The 17,545-nt window shown below is 67.6% G+C and carries 12 protein-coding genes; 8 read left to right on the plus strand and 4 right to left on the minus strand.

Going from position 1 to position 17,545, the window contains the following annotated elements:
- Positions 1–49: 49 nt before the first annotated feature.
- Positions 50–475 (minus strand): hypothetical protein, encoded by a 426-nt coding sequence (locus tag QZM15_RS01405; protein ID WP_060311732.1) that lies wholly within the window; start codon positions 473–475, stop codon positions 50–52.
- A gap of 635 nt (positions 476–1,110) precedes the next feature.
- Positions 1,111–2,106: a LysR substrate-binding domain-containing protein gene (locus QZM15_RS01410; RefSeq protein ID WP_059582392.1), complete on the minus strand. Its 996-nt coding sequence runs from the start codon at positions 2,104–2,106 to the stop codon at positions 1,111–1,113.
- A 577-nt stretch (positions 2,107–2,683) separates the two neighbouring features.
- On the opposite strand from QZM15_RS01410, the gene QZM15_RS01415 reads away from it, so the two are divergent.
- The 7 genes from QZM15_RS01415 (at position 2,684) to QZM15_RS01445 (ending at position 13,936) form a co-directional block, all read left to right on the plus strand.
- Positions 2,684–4,099 (plus strand): circularly permuted type 2 ATP-grasp protein, encoded by a 1,416-nt coding sequence (locus tag QZM15_RS01415; protein ID WP_059582390.1) that lies wholly within the window; start codon positions 2,684–2,686, stop codon positions 4,097–4,099.
- Positions 4,100–4,163: 64 nt separating this feature from the next.
- Positions 4,164–5,105, plus strand: a complete 942-nt coding sequence (locus QZM15_RS01420) for an alpha-E domain-containing protein (protein ID WP_059582387.1) — start codon at positions 4,164–4,166, stop codon at positions 5,103–5,105.
- Positions 5,106–5,113: 8 nt separating this feature from the next.
- Entirely contained in the window at positions 5,114–6,115 is a 1,002-nt protein-coding gene (locus QZM15_RS01425) for a transglutaminase family protein (RefSeq protein ID WP_060311117.1), read from the plus strand.
- 93 nt (positions 6,116–6,208) lie between these two features.
- Complete coding sequence (locus QZM15_RS01430; RefSeq protein ID WP_302105634.1) at positions 6,209–9,622, plus strand: DUF2126 domain-containing protein; 3,414 nt, start codon at positions 6,209–6,211, stop codon at positions 9,620–9,622.
- A 214-nt stretch (positions 9,623–9,836) separates the two neighbouring features.
- Positions 9,837–12,443, plus strand: a complete 2,607-nt coding sequence (locus QZM15_RS01435) for a circularly permuted type 2 ATP-grasp protein (RefSeq protein ID WP_124859429.1) — start codon at positions 9,837–9,839, stop codon at positions 12,441–12,443.
- The gene (locus QZM15_RS01440; protein WP_226222408.1) at positions 12,437–13,486 is read left to right on the plus strand and encodes a transglutaminase family protein; all 1,050 of its coding nucleotides are present in this window, start codon (positions 12,437–12,439) and stop codon (positions 13,484–13,486) included. Before QZM15_RS01435 ends, QZM15_RS01440 begins: the two co-directional genes overlap by 7 nt.
- Before the next feature lie 177 nt (positions 13,487–13,663).
- Positions 13,664–13,936: a hypothetical protein gene (locus QZM15_RS01445; protein ID WP_059582375.1), complete on the plus strand. Its 273-nt coding sequence runs from the start codon at positions 13,664–13,666 to the stop codon at positions 13,934–13,936.
- 60 nt (positions 13,937–13,996) lie between these two features.
- Here QZM15_RS01445 and pip read toward each other — a convergent pair whose 3' ends face one another.
- Positions 13,997–14,929, minus strand: a complete 933-nt coding sequence (pip, locus tag QZM15_RS01450) for a prolyl aminopeptidase (protein WP_059639302.1) — start codon at positions 14,927–14,929, stop codon at positions 13,997–13,999.
- Between the two features lie 330 nt (positions 14,930–15,259).
- Between pip and QZM15_RS01455 the strand changes: the two genes are divergently transcribed.
- Positions 15,260–16,411 (plus strand): acyltransferase, encoded by a 1,152-nt coding sequence (locus tag QZM15_RS01455; protein ID WP_302105635.1) that lies wholly within the window; start codon positions 15,260–15,262, stop codon positions 16,409–16,411.
- 29 nt (positions 16,412–16,440) lie between these two features.
- On the opposite strand, the gene QZM15_RS01460 is transcribed toward QZM15_RS01455, so the two are convergent.
- The gene (locus tag QZM15_RS01460; RefSeq protein ID WP_302105976.1) at positions 16,441–17,259 is read right to left on the minus strand and encodes a multidrug ABC transporter ATPase; all 819 of its coding nucleotides are present in this window, start codon (positions 17,257–17,259) and stop codon (positions 16,441–16,443) included.
- Between the last annotated feature and the right edge of the window lie 286 nt (positions 17,260–17,545).

A 17,545-nucleotide genomic window follows, 5' to 3' on the forward strand; every position in this document is an offset into this window, starting at 1 on the left:
TTCGATGCGTTCCATGAATGACGCGATCGGAGCGGGGCGGTGCGACGTTTCACCATCGCAACTGCGTCGTGAGCGCACCCGTCTCGACGATCGCGAACTGGGTTGCTCCCTGATAGGTCCCTTCGACCCGGTAGCTCGCGTCCGGCACGCTGAACAGGCAGCGCGATCCCGATGCATTGAATTCGACGAGCACGCGCCCATGCCGGCGCAGGCGCACCTGCACGTTGGAGAGGGGCTGGCCGGTGCTCCCCGACACGAACGACACGCCCAGGTTGTACGGGCGCCCGTCAGGGGGAAGCGGCGCGGTGCCGTCGATCCGCGCATCGCCGCAGATATACGAAATCACGTACCGGTTTGCCCCCGGACCGGACGCCGGCGGCGGGGCCGCCGATGTCTGGGCCATGGCGTTCATGCAGAGCGTGGAGAGCACGACGCTCAGGAAAGGGCGAGCCTGCTGTCGAAGCGAAGGTGACATTGCAATCTCCCGTCCGGAATCGATGACGCGCATCGACTCGGAGTCGAATTTGCCAACGTTCTTTTTGCGACACGCTATTGATACACGATGGCTTTTGAACCAACAACCGCGTGTGACCCGAATGGGACGGGAGCGAAAGATCCTATCTAAATAGGATTAAGATGGATTGGTAAGGATGTCCTAATTCTGAATAAAGTCGATATTCCCGGACATGAAAATTGCTCACCGGTAGCGATGATCGAGCACGCTTTGAATCACGTCGGAGGTATCGACGTTCGTGCCGAAAAATAACGACTGATAAAAGAAACTGTTGCGCCTGTATTCGAGAAGAATCGATGAATGTTCGGATACAGGCCGCATGTCGAGAAATGAGGGTGCGACGTTTTTGATCATTCCGGCTGTTACAGGTAAATAGAAACTTGTGTAACAAGGTATTTCTGTCTGGAAAATCGGTCCGAATATTCTTACTTAATACGGGAAGCAGTAAAAAGTACGACACGGATTCGCAAACGTTTGCGTTTTAATGGCGGCGGATTGGGGGCAGGTGAGGGATTTTATGGAATCCGGCGGATTATCGATTGCCGTCGAAAGAATACGCATGCGCGCCATGGATATCCACGGCGCGGACACGGCGTTCAGCGACTGCCGCCCGCGCTTCGTCGCGCGCCGCGCATTGCCGGCGCGGCCGCCTCTTCGGTGCCGATCGCCGCGTCGAGGGCCGTGCGCGGCCGGTTCATGATGTAGGCCCACAGCTGCTCGGCCGCGAGCCCGCGCTTGCGCGCCGATCGATACAGGCGGATTTCGAGTTCGGTGATCCAGTCGCCGGTGCCGGCGCAGACGAGCGTGCCGTCCGCGAGCTCTTTCGCGACGCAGCTTTCCGGCAGCCAGCCGATGCCGTGCCCGGCCACGACCATGCCTTTCAGCGCCTCGGACATGTGCGTCTCGAAACACCGGTGCAGCACATACGGCTCGGTCGCGTTCAGCAGCAGCATCTCGACGATGTTGCCGAGAAAGGCGCCCGACGAATACGCGAGCAGCGGCAGCGGCGCATCGGGCGTGCCGGGCAGCTGGAACACCGGCTTGCCGCGTGCATCGGGCGACGACACGGGCAGGATTCGTTCGACGCCGAGGCTGACGAACGGAAAGTGGTTCGGATCGAGCACGATCGGCAACTGCGGATGGTGATAGCCGAGCAACAGGTCGCATTCGCCTTCGACGAGCTGCTGCACGCCTTCCGGCACGTTCACCGCATTGACGCGCGCGGTCACGTGGCCGACCTCGCTGTTGAGCTGCTTGAGCCATTCCGGAAACAGCGTGAACACGAGCGTATGCGCGACGGCGAAGCGCACGACCTGGTCGCTGGCCGCGAACTGGTCGTAGCCGTTCACGAGATTGCGCGCCGCATACATGCTGCGCAGGATGTCCGCGGCGAGCCCGCGGAACATCTGGCCGGCCGGCGTCAGTGCGATCGGATTGATGCTCCGGTCCACCAGCTTCGCGTCCATCCAGGTTTCGAGGGCGGCGATTCGTCTACTGAACGCCGATTGCGTCAGGTGCCGATGACGCGCGGCCCGGGAAAAGCTCTTGGTATCCGCCAGGCTCAGGAAATCTTCCAGCCACTTTGCTTCCATTTCGATCTTCGCTTTTTATAGTCGGGCGCCTGAAAGGGGGCGCCGTCTGCTGCGCAAACGTTCTAGCGTACCGCGCATCGCGTCGGTCGGGCCGATGTTTTTTTTCGATCGGTGTCAGTCGAAATATGCATGGGCGTTGTCGGCGGGATTACGGCTACATAGCGTTGAGGGGCCGGACCGAGTTAACCGGACAGTTCATCGCGTCGGACTGTCCGGCCCGCCCGGACGGCGCTTCCCCCGGGCCGGCTGCGCCGTGTGCGTGCCGGCCCGCCCGCTCGGGCCGGTGCCCGCCTCGTCGCTTTTGGTGCGGTGCAGATTGCACATCCGTGACACGCGGGAGAACTATGTTCGTCGGATGCGGCGCAGCATCGGCCATGCGCGTCGGCGGCGCACCGAGAGTGCGCGCCGCGTCGGCGATGCACCGTTGTGGTGCGAAACGTGGCGCGGGCGTGCCCGGCGCGGCGCAAAAACAGGGGGATATCGACGGGAGCGAACACGGCACGTTCCTTGCAAAGCATTGGTTACGCCGGTCCGGCATGCGCAATGCCGGGGAAAACGATCGATGGAGAAAAAATCGATGAAGCCATTCGATGAAATGCTGCAATCCGGCGACATGGTAAGGGCGCCTTACGCGCGCCTGAAGCAATGGCTCGACACGCAGAATCCCGCGAGCCTCGCCCAGAAGGCCCACGATGCGGAAGGCGTGTTCCGCAAGACGGGCATCACGTTCGCCGTCTACGGCGACGCGGAGGCCGCCGAGCGGCTGATTCCGTTCGACATCGTCCCGCGCATCATCTCGGGGGCGGAGTGGAGCCGGCTGTCGCTCGGCATCGAGCAGCGCGTGATGGCGCTCAACGCGTTCCTCGACGACATCTACCACCGCCAGGAAATCGTGCGCGCGGGCATCGTGCCGAAGCACCTGATCGCGCACAACGACGCGTTCATCCCGGAGATGATCGACTTCCGGCCGCCCGGAAACGTTTACACGCACATCATCGGCGTCGACATCGTGCGCACCGGCGAGAACGAGTTTTACGTGCTGGAGGACAACGCGCGCACGCCGTCCGGCGTGTCGTACATGCTGGAAAACCGCGAAACGATGATGCAGCTCTTTCCGGAGCTGTTCCAGCAGGTGAAGGTGCGCCCGGTCGAAACTTATCCGCAGATGCTGCGCCAGTCGCTCGCGGCCGTGTGCCCGCCGGGCGGCAACACCGACAACCCGACCGTCGCGGTGCTCACGCCCGGCATCCACAATTCCGCGTACTACGAACATTCGTTCCTCGCCGACCAGATGGGCGTGCACCTCGTCGAGGGCAGCGACCTGCAGGTGATCGACGGCCGCGTCGCGATGCGCACGACCGAAGGCTTCCAGCCGATCGACGTGCTGTATCGCCGCGTCGACGACGCGTTCCTCGATCCGCTCACGTTCCGCCCCGATTCGGTGCTCGGCGTGGCCGGCATCATGGACGTGTACCGCGCGGGCAACATCACGATCGCGAACGCGCCCGGCACCGGCATCGCCGACGACAAGGCGATCTACTCGTACATGCCGGAGATCGTCGAGTTCTACACGGGCCGCAAGGCGCTGCTGGAGAACGTGCCGACCTGGCGCTGCGGCGAGGCCGACAGCCTGAAATACGTGCTCGAGCATCTGGACGAACTGGTCGTGAAGGAAGTGCACGGCTCGGGCGGCTACGGGATGCTGGTCGGGCCGTGCGCGTCGAAGGCCGAACTCGACGCGTTTTCCGCGAAGCTGCGCGCCCGTCCCGCGAACTACATCGCGCAACCGACGCTCGCGTTGTCCACGACGCCGATCCTGACCGACGCCGGCCTCGCGCCGCGCCACGTCGACCTGCGGCCGTTCGTGCTGGTGTCGGACCGGATCCGCATCACGCCGGGCGGGCTCACGCGCGTCGCGCTGAAGGAGGGATCGCTCGTCGTCAACTCGAGCCAGGGCGGCGGCACCAAGGACACCTGGGTGCTGGCCGACTGAGCCGGACGCGACCGCGCGCGCCGGAGCCGGCGCGCGAACCGAACGAAGACGGAGTGGACACGAGATGCTTCTGGGACGTACTGCAAGCGGGCTCTACTGGATGTACCGCTATATCGAACGCGCGGAGAACATCGCGCGCATCGTCGATGCCGGGCTGCGGATGGCGCTCACGCGCACGGCCGACGCGCCGGCCGAATGGTCGTCGGTGCTCGTCAGCTCGGGCGCCGACGACGGCTATCGGCAGAAATACGACGCGTACGCGGCCGATACCGTGACCGACTACCTGCTGCGCGACCGCGACAACCCGTCGAGCGTGCTGTCGTGCATCGAAGCCGCGCGCTCGAACGCGCGGATGGTGCGCACGGCGCTCACGCGCGAGGCGTGGGAAAGCGTGAACGGCGCGTGGCTCGCGCTGCGCCGCGCGCTCGCGCAGCCGGTGCCTGAAAGCGAGCTGCCGGCCGTGCTCGACGAAGTGAAGCGCGAAACCGCGCTGATCCTCGGCAGCTTCTACAGCACGATGCTGCGCAACGAGATCTTCGATTTCGCGCAGATCGGCGCATTCATCGAGCGCGCCGACAACACCGCGCGGATCATCGACGTGAAGTACCACCTGCTGCTGCCGTCGGTGTCGCACGTGGGCACGATCCTCGACAACTACCAGTGGGAGACGATCCTGCGCTGCGTGGCCGCGCATCGTTCGTACCGCTGGGTGTACGACGTGCAGTACAAGCCGCTCAACATCGCGGACTACCTGATCCTGAACGGCCGCATGCCGCGTTCGCTGCGCTATTGCTACGGGCGCGTCGTGTCGAGCCTGAACCTGCTCGCGAAGGATTACGGCGTGACACACCCGTGTCACGACACGGCCACGAAGATCCTGCAACTGCTGTCCGATACCTCGGTCGAGCGGATCTTCAAGAGCGGCCTGCACGAATTCCTGACCGACTTCATCGGCCGCAACAACAGCCTCGGGCTCGAAATCGCCCAGGCTTACAACTTCGACTGAGGCTTGCCATGCGACTCGCCATTCGACACATTTCGCGTTATCGGTTCGACGATCAAGCCAGCCATGCGCTGCAACGGCTGCGGCTGCGCCCGCAATCCGGCCCCGGGCAGACGGTGCGCGCGTGGCAGGTCACGATCGACGGCGTCGAGCCGACGCTGTCGTACGCCGACGGGCTCGGCAACCGGATCGACCTCGTGCGCCACGATCGCGGCGCGAAGGACGAGATCGTGGTCGTGGCGGCCGGCGTCGTCGAGACGCAGGACCGCGCGGGCATTCTCGGCAATTCCGAAGGCTATGCGCCGCCGTGGATCTTCGAGCGCGAGACCGCGCTCACGAAGGCGGGCGACACCGTGCGCGCGCTCACGGACGCGCTGCCGATCGAGCCGCACGGTCTCGACGCACTGCACTGGCTGATGACGGAAGTGCACGGCCGCATCGCATACGCGCCGAACCTGGCGGCCGATGCGCCCGTCGATGCGGAAACCGCGCTGCAAAGCGGCGAGGGCACGAGCCGCGACCATGCGCACGCGTTCATCGCGGCCGCACGCGTGCTGAAGATCCCCGCGCGCTACATCTCGGGCTACGTGTTGGCCGACAGCGCGATGCAGCGCATCGCCGATTCGAAGCAGCATGCGGGCGACGTCGAGGAGGAGGCGGCGCTCGCGCTGCAGAGCGGCGACGGCATGCAGCAGGCGCTCGGCGCGTCGCATGCCGCGCAATCGCAATCGCAATCGCAATCGCAATCCCAAGGCCAGCCGCAGGCGGCGCTCGGCGCGCAGCCGCAAGCCGCGTCGCTGATGCAGCAGCCGGCCGGCCATGCATGGGCCGAGGCCTATGTCGAAGGGCTCGGCTGGGTCGGCTTCGACCCGTTCATGAACCGTTGCCCGGACGAACGCTACGTGCGCATCGCGGTCGGCCTCGACCATCGCGACGCGCAGCCGGTGACGGGGCTCGGTGCGACGGCCGTCGCCGTCGAGATCAGCGTCGTGCAGTCGCCGGAACTCGTCTGACCGGCGGCGCGCTTTCGCCGAATCCGCCATGCCGGGCCGCCGCGTCGACAGCGACGCGGTGTGCGCGGCCGGCCCAACCCGACCCGAGCTCCCATGTCCATCCACGTCGCGCTGCATCACACCACCCGCTATCGCTACGACCGGCTCGTCAACCTCGGCCCGCAGGTCGTGCGGCTGCGGCCCGCGCCGCATTGCCGGACACCGATCCTCGCGTACTCGATGACGGTCGAGCCCGCGCAGCACTTCATCAACTGGCAGCAGGACCCGTTCTCGAACTATCTGGCGCGCCTCGTGTTTCCGGAGCGCACCGAGCACTTCGAGATCACGATCGATCTCGTCGCCGAGATGTCGGTGTACAACCCGTTCGACTTCTTCCTCGAAGCGAGCGCGGAGCAATATCCGTTCAGCTATGACGACGCGCTGAAGACCGAGCTCGCGCCGTATCTCGCGTGCGATCCGCAGACGAGCGCCGCGCCGCTGTTTCGCGCGTATCTCGACGGTGTGGACCGCACGCCGGCCGGCACCGTGAACTTCCTCGTCGCGCTGAACCAGCAGCTTCAGCGCGACATCGGCTATCTCGTGCGGATGGAGCCCGGCGTGCAGACGCCCGCGCAGACGCTCGAGCTCGCGTCCGGCTCGTGCCGCGACAGCGCGTGGCTGCTCGTGCAGCTGTGCCGCCATCTCGGCATCGCCGCGCGCTTCGTGTCGGGCTACCTGATCCAGCTCACGCCGGACGTCAAATCGCTCGACGGCCCGAGCGGCACGTCGGTCGATTTCACCGATCTGCACGCGTGGTGCGAGGTCTACCTGCCGGGCGCCGGCTGGATCGGCTTCGATCCGACGTCGGGCCTGCTCGCCGGGGAAGGGCATATTCCGCTCGCGTGTACGCCGCAGCCGACGAGCGCGGCACCCGTCGAAGGGCTGATCGACGAATGCGAGGTGTCGTTCGAGCACGAGATGAGCGTGACGCGCGTGTACGAATCGCCGCGCGTGACCAAGCCGTATACGGAATCGCAGTGGGATGCCGTGCTCGCGCTCGGCTCGCAGGTCGACGGTGCGCTGGCCGCCGGCGACGTGCGGCTCACGCAGGGCGGCGAGCCGACCTTCGTGTCGATCGACGATCGCGACGGCGCCGAGTGGAACACCGATGCGCTCGGCCCGACCAAGCGCGGCTACGCGACCGAACTCGTGCAGCGGCTGCGCGCCGAATATGGCGACGGCGGCTTCCTGCATTTCGGGCAGGGCAAGTGGTACCCGGGCGAGCAATTGCCGCGCTGGGCGCTGTCGATCTTCTGGCGCGCGGACGGTCAGCCCGTGTGGCACGATCCGTCGCTGTTCGCCGACGAGCGCGAGCCGTCCGCGTATACCACCGACGACGCGAAGCGCTTCATCGATGCGCTCGCCGCGCGGCTGAACCTGAGCGGCGAATTCATCCGGCCCGGCTACGAGGACGTCTGGTATTACCTGTGGCGCGAGCGCCGGCTGCCCGTCAACGTCGATCCGTTCGACGCGCGCCTCGACGACGAACTCGAGCGCGCGCGGCTGCGCAAGGTGTTCGAGCAGCAGCTCGACAGCGTGGTCGGCTACGTGCTGCCGGTGAAGCGGGTGGATGACACGCCGGGCCTCGACGGGCCGCGCTGGCAGACGGGCCCGTGGTTCTTCCGCGACGAGCGGATGTACCTCGTGCCGGGCGATTCGCCGATGGGCTATCGGCTGCCGCTCGACTCGCTGCCGTGGACGGCCCGCGCCGACTATCCGTACCTCGTCGAGCGCGATCCGTTCGCGCCGCGCGACGCGTTGCCGGCCGCTGCCGCCATGCGCGCCCGCTATGCGGGCCCGGCCGACGCGCCGCGCTATCTGGCGGGCGTGCATCGCGAGGCGTCCGCGCCGACCGTGATGCAGTGGCGCGACGACGGCGCGGCCGCGAGCGTGCGTGCGGGCGCCGTGGACCCGCATCGCCGGCCCGAGCGTTTCGAATCGGCCGCGTGGATCACGCGCACCGCGCTGTGCGTCGAAGTGCGCAACGGCATTCTGTATCTGTTCATGCCGCCGCTCGCCGCGCTCGAGGATTATCTCGACCTGCTCGGCGCGATCGAGCTGACCGCGCACACGCTCGGCGTGAAACTCGTGCTCGAAGGCTATCCGCCGCCGCGCGACGCACGGCTGAAGCTGCTGCAGGTGACACCCGATCCGGGCGTGATCGAGGTGAACATCCATCCGGCCGCGAGCTTCGACGAACTCGTCGACCACACCGAATTCCTGTACGACGCCGCGTGGCAGTCGCGGCTGTGCAGCGAGAAGTTCATGGTCGACGGGCGGCACGTCGGCACGGGCGGCGGCAACCACTTCGTGCTCGGCGGCGCGACGCCGGCCGACAGCCCGTTCCTGCGCCGCCCGGACCTGCTCGCGAGCCTGATCGCGTACTGGCACAACCATCCGTCGCTGTCGTACCTGTTCTCGGGGCTCTTCATCGGGCCGACGAGCCAGGCGCCGCGCGTCGACGAGGCGCGCAACGACCAGCTCTACGAGCTCGACATCGCGTTCGCGGAAATCCAGCGCAACAAGCTGCTGTTCGGGCAGGACATGCCGCCGTGGCTCGTCGATCGCGTGCTGCGCAACCTGCTGATCGACGTGACGGGCAACACGCACCGCAGCGAGTTCTGCATCGACAAGCTGTATTCGCCCGATTCGTCCACCGGCCGGCTCGGCCTGCTCGAACTGCGCGCGTTCGAGATGCCGCCGCATGCGCGGATGAGCATCGTGCAGCAACTGCTGCTGCGCGCGCTGGTCGCGCGCTTCTGGGCCGCGCCGTATACGACGCCGCTCACGCGCTGGGGCACCGCGCTGCACGACCGCTTCATGCTGCCGGAATTTCTTCGGATGGATTTCGACGACGTGCTGGCCGAGCTGCGCGACGCCGGCTTCGCGTTCGATCCGGCGTGGTTCGCGCCGCACTTCGAATTCCGTTTTCCGCTGTTCGGGCAGATCGCGGTGAACGGGATGCAGCTGTCGCTGCGCGGCGCGCTGGAACCGTGGCACGTGATGGGCGAGGAGGGCGCGCCCGGCGGCACGGTGCGCTACGTCGATTCGTCGGTCGAACGGCTCGAAGTGCGTGTGACGGGGCTGAACGACAACCGGCACGTCGTGACCGTCAACGGCCGCGCGCTGCCGCTGCAGCCGACCGGCACCGTCGGCGAATACGTGGCGGGCGTGCGCTACAAGGCATGGGCGCCGCCGTCGGCGCTGCATCCGACCATCGGCGTGCACGCGCCGCTCACGTTTGACATCGTCGATACGTGGCTGCAACGCTCGCTCGGCGGCTGCCGGTATCACGTCGCGCATCCGGGCGGGCGCAACTACGCGACGTTCCCGATCAATGCATACGAAGCCGAGAGCCGCCGGCTCGCGCGCTTCGTCGAGATCGGCCACACGCCGGGGCGGATGGAGGTCGCGGCCGCCGCGCCGAGCCGCGAATTTCCGTTCACGCTCGACTTGCGGCGGCCGTGATCGATCGATGACAGGGAGGACGACGATGCGCGGATCGCGACCTCCGGGCCCGCCGGTCGGTCGCGACGCCCCCGGAGTGCTAGGATGCGGGCAGATTGCGGTTCCGCGCTGCGGCTTGCCGCCCGACTGGCGGCGCGCGTGCGCGGCCGCACCCTGACGACGGAACGACATCGTGCCGCCCATTGACCTCGATCATCTCGCCGCCCTCGACGCGATGCCCACGCTTTTCGATACCGGCGCCCTGCCGGACGCCGCCGAACTGGCCGCCGCGCTCGCGGCGCCGGCCGCCGCCGGCCGTTACGACGAACTGCGCGGCAGCGCGGCCGGCCTGAACGCGCCCGCGCTTGCGCCCGCATGGCGCAGTTTCTTCACGTCGATCGGCAGCGACGGCGTGGCCGACCTCGACCGCCGCGCCGATGCACTGCACCGGCGCATGCGCGAGAACGGCCTGTTCTACCAGTTGCACGAGCAGCGCGCCGGCGACGGCGCGGTCGGCCCGTGGTCGCTCGACCTGCTGCCACTGATCGTCACACCGGAGGATTGGGTCGGGATCGAGCGCGGCGTGCTGCAGCGCGTGCGGCTGCTCAACGCGACGCTGGCCGACCTGTACGGGCCGCAGACGATCCTGCAACGCGGGCTGCTGCCGCCCGCGCTCGTCACCGGCAATCCGGGCTATCTGCGCGCGATGCGCGGCGCACGCGTGCCGGGCGATACGTGGCTGCACGTCGTCGCGTTCGATCTCGCGCGCGGCCCCGACGGCCAATGGCGGATCGTCGCGCAGCACACGCAGGGCGCGGCCGGGCTCGGCTACCTGCTCGAAAACCGGCTGATCGTGTCGCGGCTCTTTCCGCGCGGGTTTCGCGGGCTGCGCGTGCAGCGCCTCGCATCCGCGTATCGCGCGCTGCTGCAAAGCATGCAGTCGCTCAGCCCCGCCGCGAAGAATTCGCGGATCGTGCTGCTGACGCCGGGGCCGCACAGCGCAACCTATTTCGAGCATGCGTATCTCGCGCGCTATCTCGGCCTCACGCTCGTGGAAGGCGGCGACCTGACCGCACGCGACAATCGCGTATTCCTGAAGACGCTCAGCGGGCTCGAGCCGGTGCATGGCATCCTGCGGCGCGTCGACGATGCGTGGCTCGATCCGCTCGAACTGCGGCCCGATTCGATGCTCGGCGTGCCGGGGCTGTTGCAGGCCGTGCGCGCGGGCAACGTGCTGCTCGCGAACGCGCCGGGCTCGGGTTTCCTCGAATCGCCGGCGATGCTCGGCTTCATGCCGCGTCTCGCGGAAGCGCTGCTCGGCGAAACGCTGACGCTGCCGGCCGTGCATTCGTGGTGGTGCGGCGAGGCGGCCGCGTGCGACGACGCGCTGCCGCAGCTCGCGCGCAGCATCGTCAAGGCATCCTATCCGCCCGACGTGCAGGAAGGCGGGGCGTTCGAACCGGTGATCGGCGCGCGGCTCACGCAGGCGCAACTGGCGGAATGGCGCGCGCGGATTCTCGCGCGGCCCGAACACTATACGGTGCAGGCCGACCTGCCGCTGTCGCAGGCGCCGACCTGGCCGCGGCCCGACGCGCCCGACGGCAACGGCAGTGCACGGATCGTGCCGAAGCCGCTGCTGCTGCGCGTGTTCGCGCTTGCGGACGGCGCGCGGCGCTGGCGGCTCCTGCCGGGCGGGCTGTCGCGGGTCGGCACGCGCGACGCACTGTTCAACGCGCCGATGCCGCGCGGCGGCAGCACTGTCGATACGTGGGTGATGACCGAAGGCATCGTCGATTCGACAACGCTGCTGCAGACGCACCTCGGCCCCGACGATCTCGTCGAGCGGCCGCGCGCGATCGCGAGCCGCGCGGCCGAGAACCTGTTCTGGCTCGGCCGCTATACCGAGCGCGCGACCAACCTGATGCGCCTCGCGCGCGCCGCGCTCGAACGGCTGCGCGGCGAAGACGACGTCGACAGCCCCGCGCATCTCGAACTGATCGACACGCTGTGCCGCGACACCGGGCTGGTCGCGGCCGACGCGCCGCACGCGGTCGATGCGCCGCAGGCATTTCAGTACGCGCTGGCGACGTCGCTCACGCGCGGCGGGGATCGCACGTCGGGCATCGCGTCGTGCCTGTTCGGCATGCGTGGCGCGGCGGCCGCGATCCGCGAACGGCTGTCGAGCGATCAGTGGCGGCTGATCGACGACGCGACCCAACTGTTCGCGGACAGCGCAGGGCAGCCGGAAGCCGAGGAGCAGATCGGCAACGACGCGCTGCAGTTGCTGGAGCGTCTCGGGCTGCTGCTCGGCGCGATCACCGGTGCGCAGACCGACAACATGACGCGCGACGACGGCTGGCGATTGCTGTCGATCGGCCGGCAGATCGACCGGCTCGACTTCCTGTGCAGCGTGCTGAAGTTCGCGTTCGACGAAGGGGCCGTGCATCGGCAGGACGGCTTCGAACTCGTGCTGGAACTGTTCGACAGCACGATCACGTTCCGTTCGCGGTTCCAGCGCGGCTTCGACGTCGCGCCGCTGCTGTCGCTCGTCGTGCTCGATACCGACAATCCGCGTTCGCTCGGCTGGGTCGTGCAGGCGCTGCGCGGCCGGCTGACGAAGGTCGAGCGCAGCGAAGGCTACGCGCTGTCCGAGCTGGCCGAGACGGTTCCGGACATACCCGCGTGGTCGCTCCACGAGCTGTGCGAGACCGCCGAAGGCGGTCGCCACGACAAGCTGCTCGCCGCGCTCGACACGACGGTGAAGGCGGTGTGGGAACTGTCGAATCGAATCGGCGAGCGCTATTTCAGCCACGTGCGCGAGGCGGGCAGGACGCTATGGTGACGACGAAAGGCGCACCGAGAACGCCATCTGGTGCCGGCAACACACGGCAGCAACCGGCCGCGGCTCCGGCCGCAACGGGTGCGCCGGCCGCCGTCGCGCCGGGGCGGTTGCTGCGCGTCACGCACGACACCGAATACCGTTACGCGGCGCGTGTCGAATCCGCGCAGCACCAGGCTCGCCTGCAACCGCTCGCGACGCCGCGCCAGCAGGTGCTGTCATTCTCGCTCGACATCGAGCCCGCGCCGGAATCGGTCTGCACCGAGATCGACGCGTTCGGCAACGCGCGCGCGTCGTTCGCACTGAACCAGCCGCACGACGCGCTGCTCGTGCGCAGCCGCAGCACGGTGCGCGTGACGCCGCCGATGTGGTCGCTTGGCGCCCGCGGCGAGCCGCCGCCGTCGATCGCGAATCCGGACGCCGCGCATGCCACCGCATGGGAGGCCGTGCGCGACCGCTTGCGGTTCCGCGCGGGGCAGCCTTACGACCCGGCGAGCGAGTTCGTGTTCGCGTCGCCGCACGTGGCGTGCGATCCCGAACTCGCCGCGTACGCGGTTGCCAGCTTCACACCGCAACGGCCGCTCGTGCAGGCGGCGTGGGACCTGATGCGGCGCGTGCATGCCGATTTCGCGTACACGCCGAACAGCACCGACATCACGACGTCGGCACTCGATGCGCTGCGGTTGCGCAAGGGCGTGTGCCAGGATTTCGCGCACGTGATGATCGGCGCGCTGCGCTCGCTCGGGCTGGCCGCGCGTTACGTCAGCGGCTACCTGCTCACGCAGCCGCCGCCCGGGCAGCCGCGGCTGATCGGCGCCGACGCGTCGCATGCGTGGGTCGACGTGTACGATCCGGCGTGGCCCGAGGATGGCGGCTGGCTGCAACTCGATCCGACCAACGATCGCGCGCCGGGCGACGACTACGTGATGCTGTCGGTCGGGCGCGACTATGCCGACGTGACGCCGCTGCGCGGCGTGATCCGCGGCGGCGGCGCGGATCAGGAGCTGAAGGTCGGCGTGACGGTCGAGCCGCTCGATGCGGCTTGACGGTACTGCCGGGCGGGGCTCGCACCCTTTAAGTCTTCGTTAATACTGCACGCCTAGCATGGTGGTGCTGGCGAACGGTCCGGACTCAGGTCCGGCGCGCCGGCGGCACGCGCGGGTGCGTCGACGTCACGGCGCCGCGCCGTCGCGCGTCGCCATTTCCATGCAACGGCGGCGGACATGATCAAGCACTTCGACTACACGCTCGGCAACGAGACGATCGAGCTTTGTGCGAGCTTCGGCGCGGGACCGGCGTTTCGGCGCGTGCTCGTGAGCCGCGCGGATTCGATGGAAACGCTCGTGGTGCTCGATGCGCGCGGGCTATCGGGCTTGCTGAAGGTGGCGACCGAGGAACCCGAAGGGCTGCTCGACGACGCGATCCGCAAGGTCGGCGACGAACAGCTCGTCGAACGGGCAATCAGCGGCCGGACGATCGTCGAAGCCGCGTTGTGACCGGCGGCGCGTAAGCGTGCCCGTAGGCACGGAGACACGCGCCGCGCCGCATTCCGTCGATCACGCAGCGAACCGGTCCGTCGCCGCGACGAGCGCCTCCAGAATCCCCGGCTCGTTGTACGCATGCCCCGCGCCGGGCACGATCTCGAACGTCGCATCCGGCCACGCCTTCGACAACTCCCACGCGGTGCGCGCCGGCGTCGCGACGTCGTAGCGGCCCTGCACGATCACGCCCGGGATGCCGGCGAGCCGATGCGCGTCGCGCAGCAACTGGCCTTCCTCGACGAAACCCTTGTTCACGAAGTAGTGGTTTTCGATCCGCGCGAACGCGAGCGCATAGTGGCCGTCGCCGAAATGCGCGGCGAGCGCGGGATCGGGCAGCAGCGTGATCGTGCGGCCTTCCCAGATGCTCCACGCGCGCGCGGCTTCGAGTTTCGCGGCTTCGTCGTCGCCGGTGAGCCGGCGATGGTAGGCGGCCATCAGATCGCCGCGCTCGGCTTCCGGAATCGGTGCGAGGAAGTCTTCCCAATGATCGGGAAACAGCCACGACGCGCCTTCCTGGTAGTACCACAGCAGTTCCGCGCGACGCATCGTGAAGATGCCGCGCACGATCAGCGCGCTCACGCGTTCGGGGTGGGTCTCCGCGTACGCGATCGCCAGCGCGCTGCCCCACGAGCCGCCGAACACCAGCCATTGTTCGGCGCCGACCATTTCGCGCAGGCGTTCGATATCGGCGACCAGATCCCACGTCGTGTTGTTCTCGAGGCTCGCATGCGGCGTCGAGCGCCCGCAGCCGCGCTGGTCGAACAGCAGGATGTCGTAGCGCTCGGGATCGAACAGGCGGCGGTGGTCCGGGCCGCAGCCGGCGCCGGGGCCGCCGTGCAGGAACACGGCGGGCTTGCCGGCCGGGTTGCCGCAGCGTTCCCAGTAGATGCGGTGGCCGTCGCCGGTGTCGAGATGGCCGTGGGCGTAAGGTTCGATCGGTGGGTACACAGACAGGCTCCGGTGAGGTCGACAGGAGGCGGACGAGGCGCGGGCCAATGTGCGGACGGGTACGGTCGAGCGGATGTTGCTGCGCCGCAAAATTCGTTGCGTAGGCATCGGACCGGCCGCCGCCGGACAAGGCTTGTCATTATGCCCATTCGTCGCGCAGGGCGTGGGCGCGCCGTGGCGCGGCGTCGCCTCGTCGGCGGCATGTGCCACGCGGATTTTTGAAGCAATTTCATTCCGATATTTTTCATACAAAATCCCGGCGACATGTCGGCGGGCCGGTCGGGCGCCGGCCGATTCCTGTTCCTTTACCGTGCCAACGGAAACCAGCCGATGAACCATCGCGTCACGCAGTTGACCGGGTTGCGCGCCGTCGCGGTCGCGATGGTCGTCGTCGGTCACGCCGAGCATGTGCTGCCCGGCGGCTATACGGGCTGGTACGCGCCGTTGCGGCTGATCGCCGACGGCCGGCTCGGCGTGCTGATCTTCTTCGTGCTGAGCGGTTTTCTGATCACCAATGTGCTGCGCGCCGAGTTCGCGCGCACGGGCGGCATCGCGCTGACGTCGTTCTACGTGCGCCGGGCGCTGCGGATCTGGCCGGCCTGCTATGTGTATCTCGCGGCCGTTGCGATCGTCGCGTTCACCGGCGGGGTCGACGTCGATCGTCGGCAGTGGCTCTATGCGGCGCTGCATCTGTGGAACTACTCGGCGTGGTTCGGGCTGACCGGCGACAACGCGCTGCACCCCGACGGCGCGTGGTATCTCGGCCATTTCTGGTCGCTCGCGCTCGAGGAGCAGTTCTACTGGTTCTGGCCGTTGCTGTTCGTGCTCGGCATCCGCCGCGCCGGCACGCGCTGGCTGGCCGCGCTGATCCTGGTCGTGCCGCTGGTACGCACCGTCACGTATTTCGTTGCGCCGGCGCTGCGCGGGCAGCTCGGGATGATGCTGCACACCGGTGTCGATCCGATCCTGATCGGCTGCTATGCGTCGCTCAACCGCGAACGGCTCGAAGCGTGGATCGGCTCGTGGCGCGGCGAGGCGCGCATCGTGACGGCGCTCGTCTTCGTCGTGCTGATCGGCATGCCGCTCGCCGAGCACCGGCTCGGCGGTTTCTGGAATGCGACGTACGGCGTGACGCTCGAAGCCGCGCTGATCGCGATCGTGATCGTCGTGCTGAATTTCCGCGGCGAGTTCTGGTGCGCACGGTGGTTGCGTACGCGGCCGGTCGTGTTCGTGGGTACGATCTCGTTCAGTCTTTATCTGTGGCAGCAGCCGTTCGCGAACCCGCATCTGCCGGTCGCGCATGCGTTTCCGCTCGGCATCGTGTGGGCGCTGGCGGCCGCGACGGCCAGTTACTTCCTCGTCGAAAAACCGTTCCTGCGGCTGAAGGATCGCTATACGGCGCGCGAGGGGCGGCGTGTGCGGGATGACGCGTTGCGGATGCCGGCGCCGACCGAGGCGATCGGGGCGAAGGTGGTGGAGTAGGTGGGGGAGCGCCGCGATTCACCGCGGTCTTACTTGAAGCGCTTCATTGCGGCGGGCGAATACCAGAAGTTCCGGAACATGTCGATTCCATAGGACTTGCCGTCGTAGTGGACGACCGTGCGCGCCGTGCGCTTGCCCGTATCCGAGTAATCACCGTTCTTGCGCTGCGTCGTCGTGATGTGCGCCGTGATCGACAGGTCGGCAAAGCCGTGGCTCGATGTTTTCTCGACGGCGATCGTCATGCGGGCCTCTTCACTGCGCGCATCGCCGACGCCAGGGCCGCAGGCGTCGCCTTCGACGCTGATCCATCCGTAGAGGTTGGTGCCGAACACCGGGCGGATTCGGTTGCCTTCGCGAATCCACAGCGTCAGTTCTTCGCTCGCATTCGCGTCGGGGCAACTTGGCCCGCGTGCGCTGCTGGTAAACACGACGCCGAACGCCCGTACGTCGGGCGAGAGCCGGTAGGGCGCCGTGTCGATGCGGTAGCTGTTCTCGCCGATTTCCGTTGCCGCATCCTCTTCGACCACCGATCGATCGGCCGCCACGACCTTGCCGCCTTCGACGAGCGCGACCACCTGCAGTTTTTGGCTTTCGTTCGGATTCTTGCTCTCCGGCAGCGAATCGAACGCGACGGCGGCGATCGTCGTTTCCGGCGCGCTCGGCATGGCCTTGCACGACGACGCGACGACGAGCCGGTCCGCGTCGCGCGTGGCGATGCGCGCGCTCGCGACACCGGCCCAGCGGGCGACGGCTGCGACGACTGCGTCGCTGCAAGACTGGCTGTCGGCAGCGTGAACGACGGGGGAGGCGACGAGCGTCAGCATTGGGGCGAAGCGCAAGATTCTCATTGTCGCGATCAAATGTGTCTTCATCGGTATTCGTGGGCGTTGCCTCCCGACCCACTTCCGTCGGCCGATTCCAACGGGATTGACGTTCGGCATTGACGGACCATCGGTCGTTCAGGATGGCGGGCATGCGTCGTTCGCGATCGAAGCGGGTGCACGGAGGTTACCGTCGACAGGTGCACGAGACGGCTTGCTTCGCGGCGCGAACACGGCGCTCGGCATTCGGCACACTCGTCGGCTCACGGCACGACGCAGCACATGGTAATGAGGCATTCCGTCCCGGTCGATG

The organism is Burkholderia sp. AU44665, assembly GCF_030504405.1.
GTDB lineage: Bacteria > Pseudomonadota > Gammaproteobacteria > Burkholderiales > Burkholderiaceae > Burkholderia > Burkholderia semiarida.